This is a genomic window from Pseudoalteromonas sp. MEBiC 03607, from assembly GCF_004792295.1.
GTDB lineage: Bacteria > Pseudomonadota > Gammaproteobacteria > Enterobacterales > Alteromonadaceae > Pseudoalteromonas > Pseudoalteromonas lipolytica_C.
Genome location: NZ_SRRY01000002.1, coordinates 670,759 through 692,780, shown reverse-complemented (window position 1 = coordinate 692,780; position 22,022 = coordinate 670,759). Strand labels below are relative to the sequence as shown.

The 22,022-nt window shown below is 39.5% G+C and carries 17 protein-coding genes; 6 read left to right on the top strand and 11 right to left on the bottom strand.

Annotated elements, in window-relative coordinates:
• Positions 1 to 49: 49 nt before the first annotated feature.
• From E5N72_RS20015 to tagH, 7 genes are read right to left on the bottom strand one after another with little or no spacing between them, the layout of a single operon-like run.
• A complete protein-coding gene (locus E5N72_RS20015) occupies positions 50 to 841 on the bottom strand; it encodes a protein phosphatase 2C domain-containing protein (protein ID WP_135926845.1) in 792 nt (263 codons plus the stop codon).
• Positions 834 to 1,562 (bottom strand): type VI secretion system-associated protein TagF, encoded by a 729-nt coding sequence (tagF, locus tag E5N72_RS20010; protein WP_135926844.1) that lies wholly within the window; start codon positions 1,560 to 1,562, stop codon positions 834 to 836. Before tagF ends, E5N72_RS20015 begins: the two co-directional genes overlap by 8 nt.
• Entirely contained in the window at positions 1,544 to 5,044 is a 3,501-nt protein-coding gene (gene tssM, locus E5N72_RS20005) for a type VI secretion system membrane subunit TssM (protein WP_135926843.1), read from the bottom strand. Before tssM ends, tagF begins: the two co-directional genes overlap by 19 nt.
• Before the next feature lie 10 nt (positions 5,045 to 5,054).
• Positions 5,055 to 6,332 carry a type VI secretion system protein TssL, long form gene (tssL, locus tag E5N72_RS20000; RefSeq protein ID WP_135926842.1) on the bottom strand — a complete coding sequence of 426 codons (1,278 nt, stop codon included), beginning with the start codon at positions 6,330 to 6,332 and terminating at the stop codon, positions 5,055 to 5,057.
• Positions 6,333 to 6,348: 16 nt separating this feature from the next.
• Positions 6,349 to 7,677, bottom strand: coding sequence for a type VI secretion system baseplate subunit TssK (gene tssK / locus E5N72_RS19995; protein ID WP_105181721.1), 1,329 nt, complete (start codon positions 7,675 to 7,677; stop codon positions 6,349 to 6,351).
• 10 nt (positions 7,678 to 7,687) lie between these two features.
• The gene (gene tssJ, locus E5N72_RS19990; protein WP_135926841.1) at positions 7,688 to 8,146 is read right to left on the bottom strand and encodes a type VI secretion system lipoprotein TssJ; all 459 of its coding nucleotides are present in this window, start codon (positions 8,144 to 8,146) and stop codon (positions 7,688 to 7,690) included.
• Between the two features lie 26 nt (positions 8,147 to 8,172).
• Complete coding sequence (gene tagH, locus E5N72_RS19985) at positions 8,173 to 9,483, bottom strand: type VI secretion system-associated FHA domain protein TagH (RefSeq protein WP_135926840.1); 1,311 nt, start codon at positions 9,481 to 9,483, stop codon at positions 8,173 to 8,175.
• 259 nt (positions 9,484 to 9,742) lie between these two features.
• On the opposite strand from tagH, the gene E5N72_RS19980 reads away from it, so the two are divergent.
• A complete protein-coding gene (locus E5N72_RS19980; RefSeq protein WP_168246766.1) occupies positions 9,743 to 11,701 on the top strand; it encodes a serine/threonine-protein kinase in 1,959 nt (652 codons plus the stop codon).
• 114 nt (positions 11,702 to 11,815) lie between these two features.
• A complete protein-coding gene (locus E5N72_RS19975) occupies positions 11,816 to 12,160 on the top strand; it encodes a PEGA domain-containing protein (RefSeq protein WP_135926838.1) in 345 nt (114 codons plus the stop codon).
• A gap of 55 nt (positions 12,161 to 12,215) precedes the next feature.
• Here the strand turns inward: E5N72_RS19975 and E5N72_RS19970 are convergent, their stop codons facing one another.
• A complete protein-coding gene (locus E5N72_RS19970; protein ID WP_135926837.1) occupies positions 12,216 to 12,575 on the bottom strand; it encodes a DUF1294 domain-containing protein in 360 nt (119 codons plus the stop codon).
• A gap of 52 nt (positions 12,576 to 12,627) precedes the next feature.
• Here E5N72_RS19970 and E5N72_RS19965 point away from each other — a divergent pair, with 52 nt between their 5' ends.
• A complete protein-coding gene (locus tag E5N72_RS19965) occupies positions 12,628 to 13,152 on the top strand; it encodes a hypothetical protein (RefSeq protein WP_135926836.1) in 525 nt (174 codons plus the stop codon).
• A 45-nt stretch (positions 13,153 to 13,197) separates the two neighbouring features.
• Here the strand turns inward: E5N72_RS19965 and E5N72_RS19960 are convergent, their stop codons facing one another.
• The gene (locus tag E5N72_RS19960; RefSeq protein ID WP_135926835.1) at positions 13,198 to 14,715 is read right to left on the bottom strand and encodes a DUF3360 family protein; all 1,518 of its coding nucleotides are present in this window, start codon (positions 14,713 to 14,715) and stop codon (positions 13,198 to 13,200) included.
• A 457-nt stretch (positions 14,716 to 15,172) separates the two neighbouring features.
• On the bottom strand, positions 15,173 to 17,296 hold the full coding sequence (locus E5N72_RS19955) for a methyl-accepting chemotaxis protein (RefSeq protein ID WP_135926834.1): 2,124 nt from the start codon (positions 17,294 to 17,296) through the stop codon (positions 15,173 to 15,175).
• 424 nt (positions 17,297 to 17,720) lie between these two features.
• Here E5N72_RS19955 and E5N72_RS19950 point away from each other — a divergent pair, with 424 nt between their 5' ends.
• Entirely contained in the window at positions 17,721 to 19,454 is a 1,734-nt protein-coding gene (locus E5N72_RS19950; RefSeq protein WP_135926833.1) for a GMC family oxidoreductase, read from the top strand.
• 27 nt (positions 19,455 to 19,481) lie between these two features.
• Here the strand turns inward: E5N72_RS19950 and E5N72_RS19945 are convergent, their stop codons facing one another.
• Entirely contained in the window at positions 19,482 to 19,910 is a 429-nt protein-coding gene (locus E5N72_RS19945) for an organic hydroperoxide resistance protein (protein ID WP_135926832.1), read from the bottom strand.
• Between the two features lie 123 nt (positions 19,911 to 20,033).
• Here E5N72_RS19945 and E5N72_RS19940 point away from each other — a divergent pair, with 123 nt between their 5' ends.
• Both E5N72_RS19940 and E5N72_RS19935 read left to right on the top strand, forming a co-directional pair.
• Entirely contained in the window at positions 20,034 to 20,465 is a 432-nt protein-coding gene (locus E5N72_RS19940) for a MarR family transcriptional regulator (RefSeq protein WP_135926831.1), read from the top strand.
• A 93-nt stretch (positions 20,466 to 20,558) separates the two neighbouring features.
• Entirely contained in the window at positions 20,559 to 21,572 is a 1,014-nt protein-coding gene (locus E5N72_RS19935) for a zinc-binding alcohol dehydrogenase family protein (protein WP_135926830.1), read from the top strand.
• Positions 21,573 to 22,022: the final 450 nt, after the last annotated feature.

Here is a 22,022-nt window from a genome sequence, read left to right as displayed (position 1 = left end):
AAAATAAAATAATAAAACAAAGCATCATCCATATTATTTTAATAATAGGCTATTTACTCAATAATAAGGGCACAGTCAAATCATCATTAACTAGTTTTTTATTATTAGATTTATCCGATTCTTCATTTTTCACTAAAATAAAAGTAACATTATCTCTTGCACCACGCACAAGAGTGGAGTGAATTAAAGCCATACCAGAATCAATTATATTTTTAGGACCTAAAGCAATACTAATTTCTGAGTCACTTAACTCACCAGTTAATCCATCAGAACAAAGTAGGAAAATATCATCAGTTAATAAATCACCTTCAACACAATCGACTGATAATTCATTTTGTACCCCTACTGCGCGTGTAATTACATTCGCTAATGGGTGATTTATTGCTTCTTGCTCTGTGAGTAAGCCCTCGTCAATTAAATCATTAATTTGACTGTGGTCTCGAGATAACTGTAACAACCCATTCGCTCTGTAAAGGTATATTCTGCTATCACCTACCCAAATTGCTGAATACTTATTATCTTTGAAAAACAATACGGTAACTGTTGTACCGGCCGTTTTGTTAGCTAAAAAATCACTGCTATATTCAAGCAGTTTTGTATTGGCACTTTTTATTGCCTTGATCAACATCTCGGTTGAAATTGATGACGCAGGTAACTCTTCGACTTCAGCCTTGATAACATCTACCACTAGCTGACTTGCAAAATCGCCCGCTTCATGCCCTCCCATACCGTCTGCAACAACCCAAATGTTATACTTATTAAGTTCAATATAAGCATCTTCGTTAAGTTCTCGAACGACTCCGCGATGAGACACGGCATAACTAATAAAATTTTTATTCACACTTACTTACCTGGGTATAATTCCATTCCCAATGCTGCCAACGTCCATCTAGCATTGCAGCCACCTGATTTACCGGTGGTAAACCTGCGGTCACAAAAACAACAGGTTTAATATTGATAGAGCCGTGAGTCCACCAAACGCTGTAATCACCATACTTATTAAGTAAAAGTGAATGCAATACATCATCTATAGTCCCATCCGCTAATTCATCTCCTTGAAACTCAAATACAACAGCAGATTTATTTTCATCTGGCGAAAGACTTTTACTGAACTTTTTAGCGGGTGAATGACGAACTTTAAGCGTATTCAGTACCTTTTTCTGCCAAACACTCAAGTCCACACTGTCATCAAGTACAGATAACACAGCGTCTTCATAATCAAGCGATAGCTGGTTCGAATTTAACGCCGAAATGGGTGTGCTATCGCTATCGATGAGAACTGTAAAGGGATAATGGCGCCCAACAGCATCAACACTTGGTAAAAGTGTCCCCACTTTTGCGCTTTCTGTGATTAAGTTTTCAGACAATGCAAAGTGCCATACTGGACTTGTTAAATAACGTTCTTGCCACTGAGCACCTAACTGTTCTTTACTTACTGCTATAGCAGCCTGTAACCAATGCTCCCAATGCTCTGAAAACTGTTGGCTGATCCCTTCTTGCACAAAGTCCCCCAAAAATGGAACCTTGCCCAAATAGCCAATACCTATAGCCTTGTCGGACATGAAAAACTCTCTATACTTGCGTTCCAAAATGGGTGTCTAATTGAATTTGGTAATAATTCAACAGTTGCATTATTACCTTGCAGCGAAAAGTGCAGCTCTAAGTCACTCTGAGTTTCTGCTCGTTGAGCCTTTAAATCGTCTAACATTCGATAGAAAGACCATTCGCCACTGTAACTAGTATTGATAGTCCTGCCACCATAAGGTGGTGTAAACACAATTCTGGTTTTACTTTGGGCAACGTCTCCTGGCCAAACAATACTTTTTACTTTCGGTGGACCATGTCGATAAACCATTGACTGACCATCAACTTCGATCATGAAGCTAGAAATTGTTTGGTCGAGTTTTATCGGCTTTAAACCAAACTCTATGCGTGGCGTATTACTGTTGCCATCGAAGAACACCTCACGAATTCTGGCTGCTTGCTCAAACATTTTAAGTGCGGATTCGCTTACTCCTATGTTCTTTTCAAATCGCCATGGACTCTTACTGGTATCAACACTGGGTGCAATATAGGTAGTAAAGAAGTTATCAATTGTGCCCTTAGGACCAAAAAAGTCAGAGAAATCTTTAAGGTTAATTTCTTTATCTGAGTGAGGTACCAACGGGTAACGCCCTACAATTGCTGCGTTGTACTCACGTAAAACACTGCTTCTCCAGATTTCGTTTAAGTGCTGATTGGCACTTTTTCTTGTGATGTTTGACGTATCTTGGCTTATGTTCAACAACCAATTACTGGCTGGATAAGGTAGCCCTTTACTTTGAAACTCAAGCTCGCTCAGAAACTCTGGTTTATTTTTACCACTTAGTTGGTTTTTTACAGAAGACTTAAGTAACCCACCACGGTCAAGTTGGTTTAAGTAAATATTTAGCTCTCTTAAACTTGCTTGAATTGTCTCAAGTTGCTGTGGTTCAATTTCTAAAATATCACTAAATGCTTCTTCAACTTGATAGCCAGGAAGCTTCACCTCAAATTTCGGTGTTTCATTGGGTAAGTAGCGCTTAAGTCTATTAGCCTTAGTATGCATAGCGACTTCAGCTGCATTTGCAGCCACTTTACCGGCAGCCTTTTGATTTTCCGAAATAGGCAACTTAGTCAACTGAACATTTTTTTGAACAGTTGTAATAATATTTTTTATTGGCGCTTCTGGTCCCGCTAAAACATTAGTAACGCGAACACCTTCTGTTGGTGAATTGAACTCATTTAAAGTCAGCTCATCAACAAACGAACGCCAGTAATAGATATAATCTTGAAAATACTTTTGCTCTAATTTCTTTTCGATTTCAGCTTTTGAGATATCGTATGTGTTTGCAGCTTCTTCACCGTAAACCCAACTACTTGCCATCAAGTTACCCAACATCTTGCTTTTCTCGACATTAAAAATGCCATGATAACCATTGTAGGTATAAAGACCTGGGATACCTTTCATCGCGACTTCAGGGTTTTGAAAACTAAATTCTCGTGCGCTTTCGTAACTTATAATGTCTGTTAATTTTATTGGAGGAATGCTGCTTTCCATAAAGTCAGCTTGCAGTCTTTGATAAGCTCTTTCTGCAATTGGCAGTTTTGTTAATTCAGCTCGCGCAAGACGAACAGCTTGATGATCAATTTCCTGCCCAGAAAAACCATGATCCAATAATGCTCGTGTATGAGCCATAAGATCACTGCGATTAGTTACGTTCACATCCCCAGGAAGAGCCCTTTCGTAATAGGCACTAAACCAGGCAAGTAAATCATCTTGATTATAATGCTCAGGCTCAAATAACATCAGATAGCTGCGTAATGTCTCGTATAAATAACTCAAATAATCAGCTTGTTGCTCCATCTCAGATGTTAGCGCATTGAGTAAATATGGTTCTAGGTACGTTTTTAGTGAACGCAAGTAGGCACTTTTTGAAGCCTCTGTTAGCTCTTCTACCTTACTAAAACCATAAGCCTCAAAATCTTCAGCATTAATTTCATTAACAGGGAAATTCTTTAACTTATTAAAGCGCTGATTCAAAACAAGCAGATTACTTTTATCTACTGTATTTTGATCTAGCACTTGATATTCAGCTAATGCTTGATTTGTTTCATCTATCAAATCACTATTCCATGAAAAGCTCACGTACCAAGAGATACTTAATGCTATTAAAGTGATACATGTCACAGCTAAGCATGACACGCGTAACCACTTACTTTGCTTTTCATGATGTTTGTTGGTACTTGCTAGGTTTTGCTCAGGAAAAATAACGCTCTCTAACAAACGCTTTATAAAGAAGCTTCTAGTTTGGTTTATATAATCTTTTTTCGTTGAATTTTGTTCCGTCAACAAATTAGAAGGAGTCCCTTCTTGCGTTGCACTAGTAAGGTATACACCACGAAATATTGGCAGACTTTCATACGCATTTGGTGTAAATATTTCTTTTAAAAAAGAATAACCTACACTTTGAAGTGCACGAAGTTGCTTTGGAAACTCAAATACCTTAGAGCGGTTTGCTAAATCATGCTCATTAATTAAACGTCGATTTAATAACGAGGTTAAATTTGAAATTAGCCCATGAAATTCCCTGTTAAACACTTCAATTTGATTGTCAGATTCAGCATCAAGCTCAAAAGTAACCCCCCAAACTTGTTCGGTTTCTTCATCACTCAGCTCACTAAAAAACTCTCTAAACCCTTCAATTAAGTCAACTTTTGAAAAAATAACATAAACAGGAAAGGTCATGCCCAGCTGCCCTTGAAGCTCCTGTAGTCGTTGTTTAATCGCGCGAGCATGCAAATTACGCTCAGTTTTAGTTTGATTCATCAGTTCAGAGATACCCATACTGATGATCACCCCATTTACAGGTCGTTTTGGCCTGTATTTTCTAAGTAGTCCTAAAAAACCTTGCCATGCTTTTGAGTCGTGTAAAGCATGACTGTTTTGCGTGGTGTAACGTCCTGCGGTATCAATAATCACTGCTTTGTTGGTAAACCACCAATCACAATTCCGCGTACCACCAACACCGTGAATTAAGTCTGTGCCTAGCTTCTCCTTTAAAGGAAAATCAAGGCCTGAGTTATTGATAAAGTTTGTCTTACCTGAACCAGGAGGGCCAATCATGATATACCAAGGAAGCTGATAGATATTACGGCCGTTAAAGAGCTTGGCATCCTTCAATAACTCGATCGCCTCAACCATTCGAGTCTTTAAGGTTTTAATTTCTTCTTGGACTTCATCTGCAGAATTAGCATCAACCTCTATCAGCTCTTCTGTCATGCTAGTATTTCGCTTGCTTTGATTTCTAAATTCAATCAGTTTAATAACGGTATATACCAGTAAAATTGCTAAAATAGTGATTGCACGAGCAGCGACACTTTCAAACGGTTTATAATCAGCGATCGCTATCAAAGGACCACCAAACCAAATAAGTAGGAAGAGAGCTAAAAAGCCAACTACGATCATCACCTTACGAGAAGTAGCAGCGTACATAGCGCGCTTGCACTTTTGAATAAAACTCATCACAACTCCATTAAAAAAGTAAGTCGATTTCAATTCGGCGGTTTAATGCCTTATCTGAATTCGTATTGCTCACTAAAGGCTCTGCAGAGCCTTTTCCTTCTGGCCATAACCTCCCCATTAAGCCCGTGTTCTTGGCCATTGAGTTTGCTACTTGTGTAGCTCTAGCTAATGATAAATGCCAATTAGAAGGATACTGACTGGTACTTATTGGACTATCGTCGGTGTGACCTGTGATTAAGATTTTGCCTTTTGTTCCTTCAAGGCTTAGCGCTAACTTCTCTAAAATTGGTTGGAAAGATGGCAGAAGTGTCGCTTCGCCTGAGTTGAACAAACTCTCATTATTGATTGTTATTCTGATTCTGTCTGCTTGCTGCTCAACGCTCACTATACCGCGTTGTATTTCAGTGTGTAATAATTGGGTTAACAAGTCGAGTTGCTTACTTTTGTTACCTTCGACTTGTGAAGATGACAAAGGATGAACTAATTTCAAGTTTTCAGCAGTAGCGTCAACTTGCTCATTGAGACGCATATTGAAAAATAAATAAACCACTAGCGCAATTAAAGCAAGAACCGAAATTACAACCCAAAGAGGAATTTGGTTTCTTAACTCTACCCCTGCTGCAACACGGCTTTTCCAGCTAGGTGTTAAAAATTGACTATGAGGCCCATCAAGCTGATTGAGGATGTGGTAAATTCTATTACGGTAATCTTCTAACTTACTTTCACCGCTTGCAGCAACTCGAAACTTACCTTTAAAGCCTAAATTTAAACAATGGTATTGTAGCTCTAAAAAGTTTCGATTCATTTCTGGATGCGCTAGCGCTTCATCCAGCAAAGTAAAAAAGTACTCACCACCAAATGTTTCTTTATGAAAAGTGGATAATAAGCTCTCTTCTGCCCATTCTAACGAACTCCACTTTGCATTTAATACAGCTTCATCAATTGCAGCACATAAGCAATAACGCGCATTATTAATGACCGTGAGCTCAATTGATTTCGCGCGCAGATTCGTCTCAAAGCGCTTGATTGATTCAATTGCACGATGCTTTAAAGCCGCTAAACTGTCTATTTGCGATGACTGATTAATAAAAATGATCAATGAAAAGCTATCATTAGCCGCATCGAGTAATTCATTTTTAAAAATTGATACAGAACTGACACTCGCCTTTTCAGGTGAAGAGTGACTAAACGAGACCACGGTTTTGTCACTCGAGCCTTGCGATGCTTCTGAATTTGACTTGTTACGGCCCAAACGTCCTGGACGTGGTTTAATTATTGTTTCATCCATTGAAACGCTTCCTTTATTAGCTTCTAATTGCCCAAAGAATTAAGTTTAAATCAGGGTAGTTACCTGATAAATGAAGAGCGATACCCCCACTGGATTTTAGTTTGCTCCAGTGTTCACTGTTTTTATTAAGCTCAAAATAATGATATCCAGCATGGTAAGGTACTTGACGTGGCGCTGTAGGTAAGCCATTGATTGAGATCCCTGGTAGCTGGTTATTTACTAAATCTCGAATCGACTCTACGCTACCAATTTTAATTTGCGAAGGTAGCAACTTTCTTAATTCTTCATGGGGAATACTCGCTTTGACAGCCAGTACGAATTGAGCAGAGTCGAGAATCGACTTATCTCTTAATGCACCGAATGAGATACCAAACTTACTTTGTTCTAACTTAATTTCAGTGGCTGTTTGTTCAATCACTTGGCTGAGAGATTGGTATAGGAAGTTCACAACCTCTGCAAAAACAAACTGTAAATTTGCATGGTCATATTTTGGAAGTTGCGGCACCCGTTTATTTACAGCACTAAATGTTGCAAGTTCGCCAGCAAGCTCAATTAACCTTGCATAAAGTTCTCGAGGATGAACACGAGAGTGCGTTAATAAGCTTTGAAAAATAGCATCATATTTATTTAATGTTTGTAGCATCAAAAAATCAGCCACTGATGTGCTACCTGCATACCCTTGACATAGCCTGACTGCAATACTTTCAGCACGTTGCTTTATTAAACCTGAGACCTCTCTTACAAGCGCTGTTAAAGGCTTATTACTGGTGACAAACAAACTAGGAGGAATATACTTAGAATCAAGTTTAATTGCTCCCTCATTCGTGACTTCTGTAATTCTTGCAAGCGGCAGCAAGACATAACCCGATGTATCATCAGACATTAACATCAATCGGCTATGAAGCTTTGCTACTTGGATTACTTCTTGAGCTTGAGAGCCTAAACTGTCATCACTAACTGATAAGTCTGCAATCCTGTAACGTGTCACTAATTCGTCTTCACTAGATGAGATGTTGATCCCACTTCCCTTCAAGGCTGGAATTGCAAGGCATATAATTTCATCATAGGCACTTTTAGCTACCACTAAGGGATCAGGAAGAAACTCATCACTTGGCATCTGAATTGGGCATAAATCTGGCGAAATAGCCGACAATTTATCAATAGCAAATTGACCGGTTACAAGTAGTTCACTATCAATTTCGAGTTCAATGACTCCCCATGAATCAGCAACAGTGCCCTCTATAACTCTTCTAATTACACTAGAAACATGCTTATCTGCTTGTTGAAAATGCTGAGGCCTTAAGAACATTCCTTCTGTCCATGCGACCCGCGTGTAATCACTCATGTTTATTCCTTTAATCTTTCATATATACAGCTAACGACTCAACATTTACGTCAATGTCATCGTAGCCTGTCGGATCAACCTCTATAACAGCTCGCCAACGGGCCTTTTCAATATCTCTATAAGCGACTACCACACCAACAAAGCGAGTATTTCTGTTTAAATTCATTTTGTATTCAATGCTTGACGAAGGTTGTAATTCAAGTTCATCTTTTTTAAGAAGATCAGGCCCAAGTACCGCTTCAGGATTTTCATATAAACTAAAAAAATCTTGCGTATCGAAAATAGTTCGGGAGCTTAGCTCAAACAATTTATAAACGACAGGTGAAGGACGGCCAGAGATATCTGGATTCACATCTGAGGCCACTGAAATGTTTAAATCAGTAGATGGGGGCACAAACTTGTTTACCGTTGTACAGGCTGTTAAAAATACCCACATAACACCTACAAAAGTAAGCTTGAACTTCAACATTGCATTATTCCTTTATTGTAATACAACTAATTACCACTATTGTATGCCTTCAGAAAATCATCAGAAAATGCTAAAACTCCTTTAGCTTTAACATCATCTGCAATGTCAGCATACAATTCGTTATATATACGCCAGCTAGAAGCACCGCCATATGCAGGCAAAGAGCTAAGTAGACCACCTTTATTACTTTGCGCTTTTATATCACGCGGTGATAATTGCTCTAAAAGGCCATTAAGCGCCCCTGTTGCTCCTGCTAGTAACCCTTGCTCATGAAGTTTTATATCAACAAAACTTTCTTTTACAGCTTCATTCGCTTGCAAAAAACTTGCGCTATTACGAACAAAAAGATTCTGCATAACATCATCAATGGTTGCTGAAAACTTAAGAGGGTTATTTTGCTCAACTTTAAAAGTTGTGTGATTCAATTTAAGTTGATTCTTAATATTTGTTCGCTGACGAATCAAATCCATCGAGCCTTCAAGAAAAAGCTTAAAACACTCGCCCATATGCTGCCATGTGTCTTCATTTTGCAGCTCTGCAGCTAATTTTTCATTAACACTTAAGCCATTCAAAAAAGAAATAACTAATTTCGAAGAGCTTGAAATTTGATTATCTTTTATAGGTGCACTAACTGGGGCGTTATTTGCAGCCATTGCACTATTGCCATTATTGAACGGCTTACTATCATTAACAGCTGGAGTGCTAATTACAGGCTCTTCTACCGGTAATACAGGCACGCTATTTTCTTTTTCTTTAACTGTACCTGCTAGTTGCGCTAGATCATCCCAGTCCTCTGGAATGGGTTGACTGAGGTTTTGTTGTGAAAATATGTCAATGTTTTCACTCGGTGCTTTCTGAAAAGTAGGAGCAAGCATTGCCTCTTCAAGTTCACTAGAACTGTCGTAAGCCAATTGCTGCTCAGAAGAAGCATTAAAATTACCGCTTAAATTTGTTGGTAGTTCTGTAGGCGGGGTATTGAAAGAGTTGACATGTGGCTCAAAATTTTGAGCTTGTTCATCTTGCTGTAAAGTTGATTCAATTTGAAAATCACCAATAGTGAGAATGTCACCATCATTTAGTCGGTGTTTATTTTCTTTACCAAGCGGTGAAACTGAAAAGTTTATAAACAATCCATTTGTCGAGTAGTCATAAACATAGAAGCCATCTGTTTCTTTTACAATTTTACCATGGCGACCTGATATTACTTTTTCCGGATCAGGTAAATACCAATCACAATCTTCTGACCGACCAAAAGTTAACTCATTTTTTACTACTTTTTTCGCATCTATCTCAGGAGAAAGCCTGTGATAACTGGTAACATTTAGAATCACTTCCATTTGATTGTTAGTCCCATAAATACAAACATTCTAATAGGATAAAATACTTCGCAGAATAAAGTCAACGCGGAAAAATACCCATAAACAGAATTTAAATAATTTTAAAAAACAAAATAAAATACAAAAACAAATAACCAATCTAAGAACTAAACCTTAAGTACCAGTTCATTAATATAAACTGAATGATTGCTTATTGTTGTATTTTTTGTAAAATATGTCCCCAGTCAAAAGGATATTGATTTTTATAAAAGGAATTATAATGACTGCTGAGAATGATAAAACACGTATTGCCTCAATAAAAAATAAAAATGCGGTATCTAAAGGAAGCAAGCTTCATTTAATTGGTAAAACACTCTCAAACCGCTACTTAATTGAAGAATTAATTGGTGAAGGTGGCATGGGTTATATTTATCGAGCACGAGACACCTACCTAAATACTCAATTAAATCAAGATAATATAGTTGCAGTTAAAGTATTACACCCTGAGTTAGCTGACTCAGAGGATGCTTTATTATTGTTAAAAGATGAAACAATAAAAACTCGCACTCTTTCTCACCCCAACATTGTCAAAGTATTTTCAGCGTCTTCAAGTGACACCTATCATTTCGTCGTAATGGAATGGATTGAAGGTGAAACTCTTGAGCAATTAATCAAAAGAAGTAAACCAAATGGTTTGTCTCAAAAACGAGCTAAACCTATTTTAAATCAGCTTATTGACGCCCTAACTTACGCTCACTCTAAGGGAATTGTACACAGCGACCTAAAGCCTTCAAACATAATTCTTGATTCGCAAGGAAACTTAAAGATCTTAGATTTTGGTATTGCAAAAACAAACCTTCAAGAAGATAAATATGCAGCCCCTGCTAACAATGAGCAACCAAACAGCAATGGTTATACCCCCACATATGCTAGTCCTGAACAACTAAATGGAGATAAATCTTCAGCTAAAGACGATATATTTGCATTTGGTTGTATTGCATTTGAGCTATTAACGAGCAAGCATCCATACAATAGAGTCGCTGCAAATCAAGTAGCAAAAGATACAAGTGTAAAAAAACCCAGCAACAGTTCATTAAGTGTTTGGCTTAAAATCAAAAAGTGTATTTCACTTGATGCTGCTCATCGCCCTAAATCATTGTCTGAAGTTAAATATGGACTAAACAATAATAGAACTTCATTATTAATCCATGCAGCTTGCTACGCATTACTTATTGGTGGTGCTGGGTATCAGTTTTTATCCCAAAGCGATAAACAGCAATTGATTGAAGCAAACTATCAAAACTCGCTCGCAAAAGTTGAACAGCTTGAAACATGGATGAATTGGCCTAGTGATGGTTTACCGCAACGATTAAATGAAATTCCACCACAATACAAAGTATTAAAAGAAGGGCTTTTAGCTGTTCATCAAAATAAAGTCGTAGAAAAATTTACTAAACAAGTCGATGATTTACCAAGAACCGCCATAAATACAAGAGCCTACGATGAAGCTATTGCTATTTATGACGAAGCAAAAAATTTCTATCCTGATTCAGAGACATTAAATAATAAACTCGAAAGCTTGCTTACTGAAAGACAGTCAATCCTATCTGATCTAAGTTACCGTTTAGATGTACTGTTATCGCAATCTAGATACGATGAAAGTGGTGACAACAACATTCACGGTCTTGTATCTCAAATAAAAATTATCGACTCTAGTTATACCTATGTACCCAACCAAGAGCATATAAATAATTTCAAACTGGCAGTTTTAGCGTCTATTGAAAATGAAGATTTTGTTACACAAAAAACATTACTTGATGTAGGTGAATTAGTTTTTTCCAATACTTCAGAACTTGAGCCACTCGTTACTGCATTGCGAAAAAAAGAGTCAGCCATGGTCGCATTAGCTGAATATAAGAGAAAAACGAGTGAAGGGATGACTGTGAGTTACCCTGACGACGATGCCAAAATATTTTATCAAGAAAAATTAGAAAGATTTAACACTCAACTTGCAAATGTTTCGGACTATAAACAGCTTATCGAGTTTGATGAGTCATTTAGTAAAGAAGCTGAAATCTTCCCTGAATCATTTGAGCCCATTTTATTAATCAAAGATCAAATAGCAACGACTTATATTTCTATGGCCAGTAGTTTAATGAAACAAAAAATGTATAGAACAGCCGAAAGACTTGTAGAACGGAGCGAAGAAATTAGAAAGAGTCTAGAAAATACAATCTAGATCAGAAGATTAAATAATCAAACGTCAGGGAAGAGCGAATTTGCACAAATAAATTTTTGAACGCCATTCTTTTTCTTTAACGTCTAATAAATAGTGTAATTTAATGGAGTAATTATGAAAAAATTAAGTCTTGCCTGTGCACTGATGATACTAGCAGGCTGTTCATCAACCACAGAAGTTTCGCCAGAACCAGAGACTATTGTAGAACCTGTAGCTGAAGTGATAGAGGAAGTGCCTGTAACTTCATTAACGGTCGTTACTACACCTAACGATGCGCGTGTTCGTATCATGAATATTAAACCTGTCTACGAAGATGGTATTGAACTTAATGATGGTAAATACGATATTGAAGTAACCAAGCCTGGTTATTTAACCTATCGCAAGTGGATTGTTGTAGATAAAAAAACAATATTGACTGTAGATCTTAAAAGCATAGAGTCTAATCAAGCTACTCAATAATATGAAACTACTTCCCACCAAAGGAAAGCAGCGGCTTTCCTTTTTTGATCTTCTTTTAAATTAACTGCAAATAGTACAGTGACGACAGTGCACCGCAATTAACAATAATTGTTAACCAAAGCACAGCAATAAAACTGCGTTTTTTGGATTTGTGTCTTAACCATTGCTGTGCAATTAATGAACCTGGCCAACCACCGATTAACCCTAAAATATGCAGTGTTCGCTCAGGTACTCTTATTGTATGCTCGCCATGTTGCATCGCTAAACGTTTATCCCAGCCGTATACCAAAAAGCTTATTAAGCTCGCTACGCTGTAAGTGCCTGCAATAAAGTAGGTAATATTAAGTTGCCACGATACCAGCCATAACAGCGCTAAAAACAACAATGAAAATGTAATTAATGTTTTCTTAATCAACGAATTATCACCTATACTTTGCAAAACAAATTAATTTTATCGGGACGCTATTATGGCATACCTAAAATCACTTTTACTATCAATCTGCCTGTGTTCACTTTCTGTTTTGGCGGCGGAGCAACAACTTGATGACAAGCTAAAAGTGTTTGAGCCTTACTTAGGCACATGGCAGTCTGACTTTAATGTCGCAGCAGGTAAACCTGGTGTGCAAGATGTGAGTACCTGGCAACGCGCGCTCAATGGCACGGCTATTAAAACCATTCATTCTATCAATGAAGGTGAATATGGTGGTGAATCGATGATTTTTTGGGATAATAAAAAGCAATCTTTAGTGTTTTATTACTTCACTACGGCAGGTTTTTATACCCAAGGCACAATGAATGTACTTAGCCCTACTCAATTTGTTGCTTATGAGAATGTGACAGGCAGCAAAGAGGGGATCACTAAGGTAAAATCGACAAGCGAGTTTAAAAACAACAGCTTTGTGGTGTCGACCTCTTACCTTAAAAAAGGTCAATGGACAAAACCAGATACCCGAACTTACATCCGCAGCGAAAAAACAGTTAAGTTTAAATAACAGCTTTGAAAAAGGGTAAGGCGTTTATCACCTTACCCTTTTTTATCAATGCCTAAAGTCAGCCATTAATGCTGGGATCCCTGGCAGCATACCCACCAGCGCCATCACGCTTGTTAAAATTACAAACATTATTAATGGAATGATCCAACGGCTCATTGGTGATAGTTCAGAGCTTCGCTCTTTACAACCAATTAAGCCCAGGTTGTCGAGCAACATCGTTAACGACCAACCAAATGCAGGATTCACCAAAGTCGATGAAAACACCACAATAGCAGCCGATTGGGTGGTTTTACCTTCGCGGGTCATTTCCATGCCAGCTTCAAGAAGTGGGATAAACACACCTACAATCAAGGCGACACATAACACGGGTTGCCAAATAGCTAAATCCATTGGGTAGCCCCAAATACTGGCAATGATACAAAATAATGCCGTTAACACCGCACCTGCAGGAATGGGTCGCTTAGCGATGGCTGCTGGCACAATGTAAGTTCCCCATGATGAGGTAAAGTTAGAGCCGCCTAACAAAGAACCAAATGTCTGACGGATTGAAGCACTAAACATGGTATCGTCAATGTTCATTTGCACTTTTTCTGTGCGTTCTGGGTAACTGATTTTTTGGAATACTTGATGCCCTAAAAAGTCAGGTGACCACATAGCAACCGCAAGCACCGCGAATGGCAATACCACAACAAAGCTCTCAAGAGTTGGTAACCCCAGCATCCAACCGGTGTTTTCACCCCACCAATACATTGGGTTCATATTTGGTAAGCCCGGTGCTGTTTTAAACTCAAACGGCGCCCCCAGTAAAAATGCGATTAAACCGCCAAGTAAGCAACTTAATGGCACAGCTAACCAACGTTTTTTGTAGTGCTCAAGTAAGGCATACAACACGATAGTCGATAAAATCACAATAAAAGCGATATGGGTCATATCAATGCCTTCAGCCCATGCAAACAGCTTTTTAACCTGCGAAATCGTGCCGATAAAACCAAGGTAGAGCAGTAAACCGCCACACACTCCTCGGCTGGTTAAGCCCGCCAGTAAACTCCCCCCTTTACTAAGCGCGAGTAACAGACCAAACGCCCCTATCAGTAAACCAAAGGCCATTGGGTGACCACCCGCTGCAACCACAATCGGGATCAATGGAATAAGCGGCCCATGCGTACCCGCCAGATTTGCCGTTGGTAAAAAGAAGCCCGAAAATAATAAAATGAAGATCGATACAATTAATAGCTCATAGCGCACGTTTTCTAGAATAAAACCTTCACCTAGGCCCAGTGGCGCTGCAAACGTTGCAGCAATAGCACCGACCATGACCACCTTGCCTATGGTTCCTGCCATTGCAGGGATAGAGTCTTCTAATTCAAACCGGTAATCACGAAATGGTAAATTAGGACGCCAGCGCTTAGGCTGCATAATTTGTAATTCGTGTTCAAGGTATTCGTCGCGACTCGAAAAATAACTGCTGGGTTTATGAAGAGCTTGATAGCTTTGCTGGTCGGCATGAGTATCCGATCCTTGCTCAGCAGGCGCTGTTGACGCTGATTGCTGCCTCGTATTCATGAGTTCTCCTACTGCCTATCTTGAAAAATTATGTGAGTTTTTTATGTGAGTTTTTATTATGCAGTTAGGGTAAAGCAGTCAGGCCAAAAACACGATTAGGCAAAAGGTAGGGTATGAATTTGTAAAAAAGCCGTTCTTATAGTATTAAAAATACAGAAAATTCTCTTAACCAATTGAAATATAATAACTTACCTTAATTTATAATTTAGACAACATACAGCAATTGTTAATAAATGCCTATTAATCAAGCACATTAACTATTAGTCTAATAAATCGTATGAATAGCAAACAGGTAAACTATGAGGTATGGGAATGCAGGCATCACACTTGCTTGGCGCGCGAAACAAGGTCTAGAGATGCGAGGTGCGAGTAGGTAACATCGATTTCACATCGCGTTTTATCTCGTACCTAGCACCTCGTAACTAGCCCCTTCACTCTTGCAACTAGCAGCTTAAAGCTATTTCGTCTTTAATTTATTCAGCTCATCATCTTGCTGTGCAACAAGGGCATTAAGCGTTTGACTGCCGTCTCCAGCCTGCGTTGATAACTCTGCTAATTGCGATGCAGCATCTGAGATTAAAGTAAGATTCCTATTAATCTCTTCGGTTACAGAGCTTTGCTCTTCAGCGGCTGTTGCAATATGGGTAATTTGTTGCGTAATTTCGTCCACCTTAACAACCACCTCATGAAGCGCATCAAAGGCAACGGAGGTTTCATCTACCGCGGTTTGTGCACGCACAACACCTTGTTCAATCACTTTAGAAGCGTTGCCTACTTCAAGCTGTAAGCTGTCGATTAGACCGCTGATGTCATCGGTTGATGAACGTGTTTTTGAAGCAAGCGCACGAACTTCGTCGGCGACCACGGCAAATCCACGTCCTTGCTCACCAGCTCTTGCAGCTTCTATAGCAGCATTGAGGGCAAGCAAATTGGTTTGCTCTGCTATGGTTCTGATCACATCTAATATCTGAGTTATGTCATTACTGCGCGCTGCAACCTTTTCGACCGCTTTGTTTGCTTCTTTTATTTCATCTGACATAGTCTTAACTTGTGTTACAGCTGAAGACAAACTTTTTTCACTACTAACCACTAAACTATTTATTTCGTCAGCTTGTTGCGCCGATTGTTCAGAAGCCCTTGCAACCTCAAGTGCTGTTGCACTCATTTCGTTCATTGCGGTCACCACGCTTTCAATTTCTTGAAATTGCGCTTGTACATTATGTTTAGTATCAACAGCAACACTGGTTGCCATGTGGGCTTGCTCCTTGGTTTGCGTCGATACATTTTTAAGCTCACCAATTAAGTCACGCAATTTAGCAAGAAACGCATTAAAACCTGTTGCTAGTGCTATTAATTCAGCATGGGTATCAACATGCAGGGTTTGGGTTAGGTCGCCTTCAGCACTAGCAAGGTTATCAACACGCTGTTGAATTTGTTGTAATGGTGCCACGATGGTGCGGATCACTAAGGTCATGATAACAAAGGCTGCACCAGCAATAATAATACCCGTCACCAAGATTAAGCCGCCTAACGTATTGGCGTTTTCACTCATGCTATTTGCCAGCGCATGAGGGCCCTCAAGAGCAAGCTCAGCTGGTACTTGAATCAATAAGTTCCACTGGGTTTTAGCAAGCTTAATGGTGATTGGGTAATTAACTAAATATTCATCACCGACTTTAAATACACCACTTTGATTTTTAGCTTTAACGTAATTGTCTAAAGTGCTTTTAGCCACTGCCTCTTTTAGCGGTCTGCCTAGCTTATCTTTGTAATGGCTACTACCAACCACTAAATCAAGTGAGCTTAATAAGGTGACTCGGGCTTTACCATTATATAGCTCTTTTGACAATTTTTCGGTCATGCTTTGAAATACAGGCAAAGTTAAATCAACACCAGCAACACCAATAAATTCATTATCACGAAGAATTGGCACAGTTAAAGAGGTCATCATTTCTGAATACCCTGGGGTGATTTCGTATAGGTAAGGTTCCATTATGCAGGGTACTTTGGTGTCTTTTACACACAGGTACCACTCAGCTTCTCGCTGACCAAATTCATTAAGTGTATCGACATATTTTTCAGCCGCATCATCTACGACTTGTTGCTCAATGGCGCCATCTCGATTGCGTGTGAAATAGATTTCTAAAGTACCAACACCCGCCACAGAGTGATCATAACCACTAATAAAATTAGCATCACGGCCATCAAACGCATTTGCTTCAAACTGCGAATAAATAGATGAAAGAATGGTATTTTTTTTAAGTAGTGAGCGATTCAACTCAACCACCGCATCGCGAGTTAAAGTACTTGCTGCATCATGATCACCTAAGATTGCGGCAAATGAATAAGGCACTCGATATGCTTCGTTAATAAATCCAGCAACTTGTTCACCATATGCGGCAGCATTGGAGGCTAGTTTGTCTTCAACTTCAGCAACAATCAGCTTTTCTGATTGTGCAGCTAACTGCTGGTTGCTGTTTGACAACTGCCACCATAAAACACTCGATAAAACAAACACAGTAATAAAAATACTGCCTACTGTGAGCCATAATAACTTTTTCGCTAATGCTAACTGCCGCATCGAAATGTCCTGTTTTTATTGTAGGTTTGCTAATAGTTTAGACTATTTAACTAATTTTACAGCCCAAAAAAGGAGTAAAGCATTATTTTTAAGTAATTTATTGAAAATGCCCTGTTCGACAACAGAATTTTGCTAGCATGCAATTGAAATTTATAGCTTTGTTATGATTCGGTTTATTTAGATTAACGGCGTACAAAGCATGACAAACTATTTAATTAGATGGCTTAACATATAGCGAGTAAGCGCTGCTGAGCACTAAAATAATTGATAAATTGCGTTTCTTTATTACTTGTTCTAAGACAAACAACCGACAAGCTTCTATATTACTAATAAGTACATCCCAAATCACAATAGATAAGCAGCTAATTTACAGCGTATTTTGTAACGAGTTAATTATAATAATAAATATCAACAAGCGATGACCATGAAGCAAGACACATTTGATTTTGACCAAATAATTATAGGCTCTGGGTTTGGTGGCTCAGTGAGTGCGCTACGCCTAAGCGAAAAAGGTAACCGGGTTTTAGTACTTGAAAAAGGCCTTCGCCGAGACGATAAAGAATTTCCAAAGACCAACCTAGATATCAAAAATTATATGTGGCAACCAGAAATTGGCTTAAAAGGCTGCATTCAATTTTCGTTTACCAGCAAAGTCACTGTGCTGCATGGTGTGGGTGTTGGCGGTGGCTCACAAATTTATGCCAATGTGCACCTTATTCCTGATGATGAGGTGTTTCAATCTCCAGCTTGGACACGCATAAAATCAGACTGGAAAGAAAGCCTAATGCCCTACTATGGCCTTGCACAGCGCATGTTAGGCAGTGCCAAAAATACCTATACCAATGTTGCCGATCACACCCTTAAAGAGATTGCTGAGCAGATGGATCAAGGTGACTCGTTCAAAACCGTGAACACCGGGGTGCTTTTTGCAAAGCCCGGCGAAGCCTATAACAAAGAGCTACCCGACCCTTACTTTAACGGCGATGGCCCAAGGCGAAATACCTGCCATTACTGCGGTAGCTGCATGATTGGTTGTCGCCATAATGCCAAAAACACCTTGATGAAAAACTATTTGTACTTTGCCGAGCGCAATGGTGTAGAGATAAGACCAAGCTCTGAAGTAATCAAAATCACCCCGCTTAATGCAGATGGCAGCGCCGGATACAAAATTAAGATTAAAGATACCAGTCATCGCAATAGCCATATTTATACGCTAACAACACGTGGTGTTGTGCTAAGCGCGGGGGTCATGGGCACCGTGCCTTTGCTTTTAAAAATGCGTGATAAAGACAAAACATTGCCCAATATTTCAGCTTGGCTGGGTCAGCAAATTCGTACAAATTCAGAAACCCTCACCACCGCGAACAATACCACTAAAAAAGTTGATGATGGCGTTGCGATCAGCTCATTTATTTCGGTCGATAAAGACACCAATATTGAAATTTGCCGGTTTAAGGAAGGTGCCGATGGCACATGGCTATATTTACCTTACGTTCCTATGGTGACAGGAAAAGGCCTCAAGCGTATCGCTAAGTTTTTAGTGAATACACTGCGCCATCCAATAAAAACAGCCAAAGTATTGCGGCCAAAAGGCAAAGCCCGCAGCTCGATTCTATTTTTGGTGATGCAAAAATCCGAGGCGTTTATTCACCTTGAATGGCGACGCAAATGGTATCGGTTATTTAAAAACGGCATTACTGCAGTGCAAAAAGAGAATGATGCACCGCTTAGCGTTAGTTTTCCAAAAGCAGAAGAAGCAACCAAACTCTACGCCGAAAAACTCGGTGGCGTGCCAGGCTCTGCTTTAACTGAAGTGCTCTTTGGTGCCCCGATGACGGCACATATAATGAGTGGAGTCGCCATGGGAACTGATGCCTCTAACGGCGTAGTTGATAGCTCTGGAGAAGTGTTCGGCTATCAAAACCTACGAGTTATTGACGGCTCAATCATACCGGGTAATTTAGGGGTAAACCCATCATTAACCATTACCGCATTGTCTGAATACGCAATGAGCCAAATACCGGTATTCGATGCAGCCCGAGCCAGTAAGATAAAGCCAATAGTGTTCAGTGAGCCGCGCGAAGGCCTAGTATCTGCGCTTACGGGTTCAGGCGATTTAGCAAAGTCGATTGCTGAAAAACAAAAAAGCCGTGCATAAAGCACGGCCTAATTTGATCAATAGCAATTAGATAACTGATAGCTCTACAGCAATGTTACCGCGCGTTGCGTTTGAGTAAGGGCATACTTCGTGCGCTTTATTAACAAGTTCAAGAGCGGTGTCTTTATCAAGATCACCCACCGATACCGCAAGCTTAACAGCAATACCAAAACCACCTTCGATAGGACCAATTGATACTTCAGAGTTAATGTGAGTATCTGCCGGTAATTTAATTTTTGCTTGGCCAGCCACTAACTTTAATGCGCCGATAAAACAAGCCGCGTAACCTGCTGCAAATAATTGCTCAGGGTTTGTACCTTGACCATCATCACCACCTAACCCCTTAGGAGTTGATAGTGCCACATCTAAGCGGCCATCATCTGATTTTGCTGTGCCTTCACGGCCACCTGTTGCTGTTGCTTTTGCTGTGTATGCGACGCTTTGTAGTTCTTTCATGATTACTCTCCTAATTGAGTGAAAATATACTTTGCATGCAAAATATATTAGATCAGCTTTTTCGGGATTGCAAATACTTTGTATGCAAATTAAAATGCTCGTATTGAATTTTGAGGACCGAGTATGAAATACCCACAGCTAAAATTAGATAACCAGCTATGCCATCGCTTATATATGGCATCGAATGGGATTGCCCGTGCGTATCGAGATTCTCTTAATCAATTAGATTTAACCTACCCGCAATACGTCGTGATGATGGCGCTGTGGGAAAAAGATCAGATCAGCATTGCTGAATTACTTGAAAAAACCGCTATTGATGGCGGTGCGATGACGCAAATTTTAAAAAAAATGAGCGACAAAGCATTGTTGTCGATCACCAAAGATAACCAAGATAAACGCAAACGACTCGTGCAGCTCGAAGCCAAAGGCAAGGCAATGCAAGATCAAGCTGCCGATATACCGTCGCAAATTCGTTGTCGCTTCCCAAGCATTAACGAACAACAAGCACTGCAACTGATTGAATTACTCGATTTAGTAAATAGTGACCTCAATTAACAAAAATTATTTGAAAGTGAATTTGGATTACACCTCTTTTTAATATAATTCTATACGCTATAGTGTTCAAAACTCATCAATACGGACACCATCATGAAAGCATTTGGATACACTACAGCAACCCCAACGTTATCGGACTCATCACTACAAGCGATTGAATTACCTGATCCCGTTGCCACAGGTCACGACATTCTTGTAGCCGTAGAAGCAATTTCAGTAAACCCCGTTGATACTAAAATTCGCGCTAATGTATCACCAGACAATGGCTACAAGGTTATTGGTTGGGACGCTGTGGGAACCGTTAAAGCTGTTGGCGACAAAGTGTCGTTATTTAATGTCGGTGACCGTGTGTTTTATGCTGGCGACTTAACGCGCCAAGGTAGTAATGCTGAGCTGCAACTTGTTGATGAACGCATTGTTGGTCTTGCACCAACAAGCCTTAGTAATAGTGAAGCAGCCGCCCTGCCCTTAACCAGTATTACTGCGTGGGAGTTATTGTTTGACCGTTTACAAATTGAAAAATCTAAAAACAATAAGCCAGCCTCTGTATTAGTGATAGGTGCCGCAGGTGGTGTAGGCTCAATTTTAGTGCAACTTGCCAAACAGCTTACCAATTTAACAGTAGTTGGTACCGCCGCACGAAAAGAAAGCGCCAACTGGCTTAAAGATTTAGGAGTTGATCATGTTCTTGATCATAGCAAAAACCTTAACGAGCAACGTCTTGCGGCCGACCTGAATGAATTTGATTACGTAGTGAGCTTAACGCACACCGAGCAACATCTTGATAGCATTATAGAAGTGATCAAGCCACAAGGTAAATTGGCACTGATCGACGACCCAGCAAGCTTTGATATTTTAAAGTTAAAGCGTAAAAGTATTTCGTTGCATTGGGAGTTTATGTATACCCGCTCAATGTTCCAAACCGATGATATGATTGCTCAGCATCAGCTTTTATCAGAGCTTGCTAGTTTAGTTGATGACGGCACAATCAAAACAACATTGGGTGAGCATTTAGGTAAGATAAACGTAGCAAACCTTGTTAAAGCCCATGGGATTTTAGAATCTCATAAAGCTCGTGGAAAGCTTGTTTTGGAAGGGTTTGAGTAACGAGGTACGAGTTACAAGTTACGAGAGTAAAAGTTAAGAGATTAAAGCTACAAGATGGAGGTGCGAGTATGTAGCAGCGATTTTACATCGCGTTTTATTCTCGTATCTCCCCTACCTCACCCATGTCGCGGCATAAAGCCGCTGCTACGAAAAACAAAATGCAAGCACGCATCATTAAAGTGCATTATTACGGTTGTCTTTCACTATTTTAGTGCCTGATTTTAGGGACGCTCTAGCCACAATATATTAACCAATTGATTTTTAATACATTTAAATTTAATGACGGTTTGGCACAGATCTTCCAATAGATAAAATGAACTGGCACTAACAAGGAGACTAACGTGACTAACTTCTTTCACACTCTTTATCTACTTTGGCGATTAGACATCAGCACATGGCAAATGCATGAAGCAAACGATCCGCATAATACTGCAGATTTGGAGCGTCGCT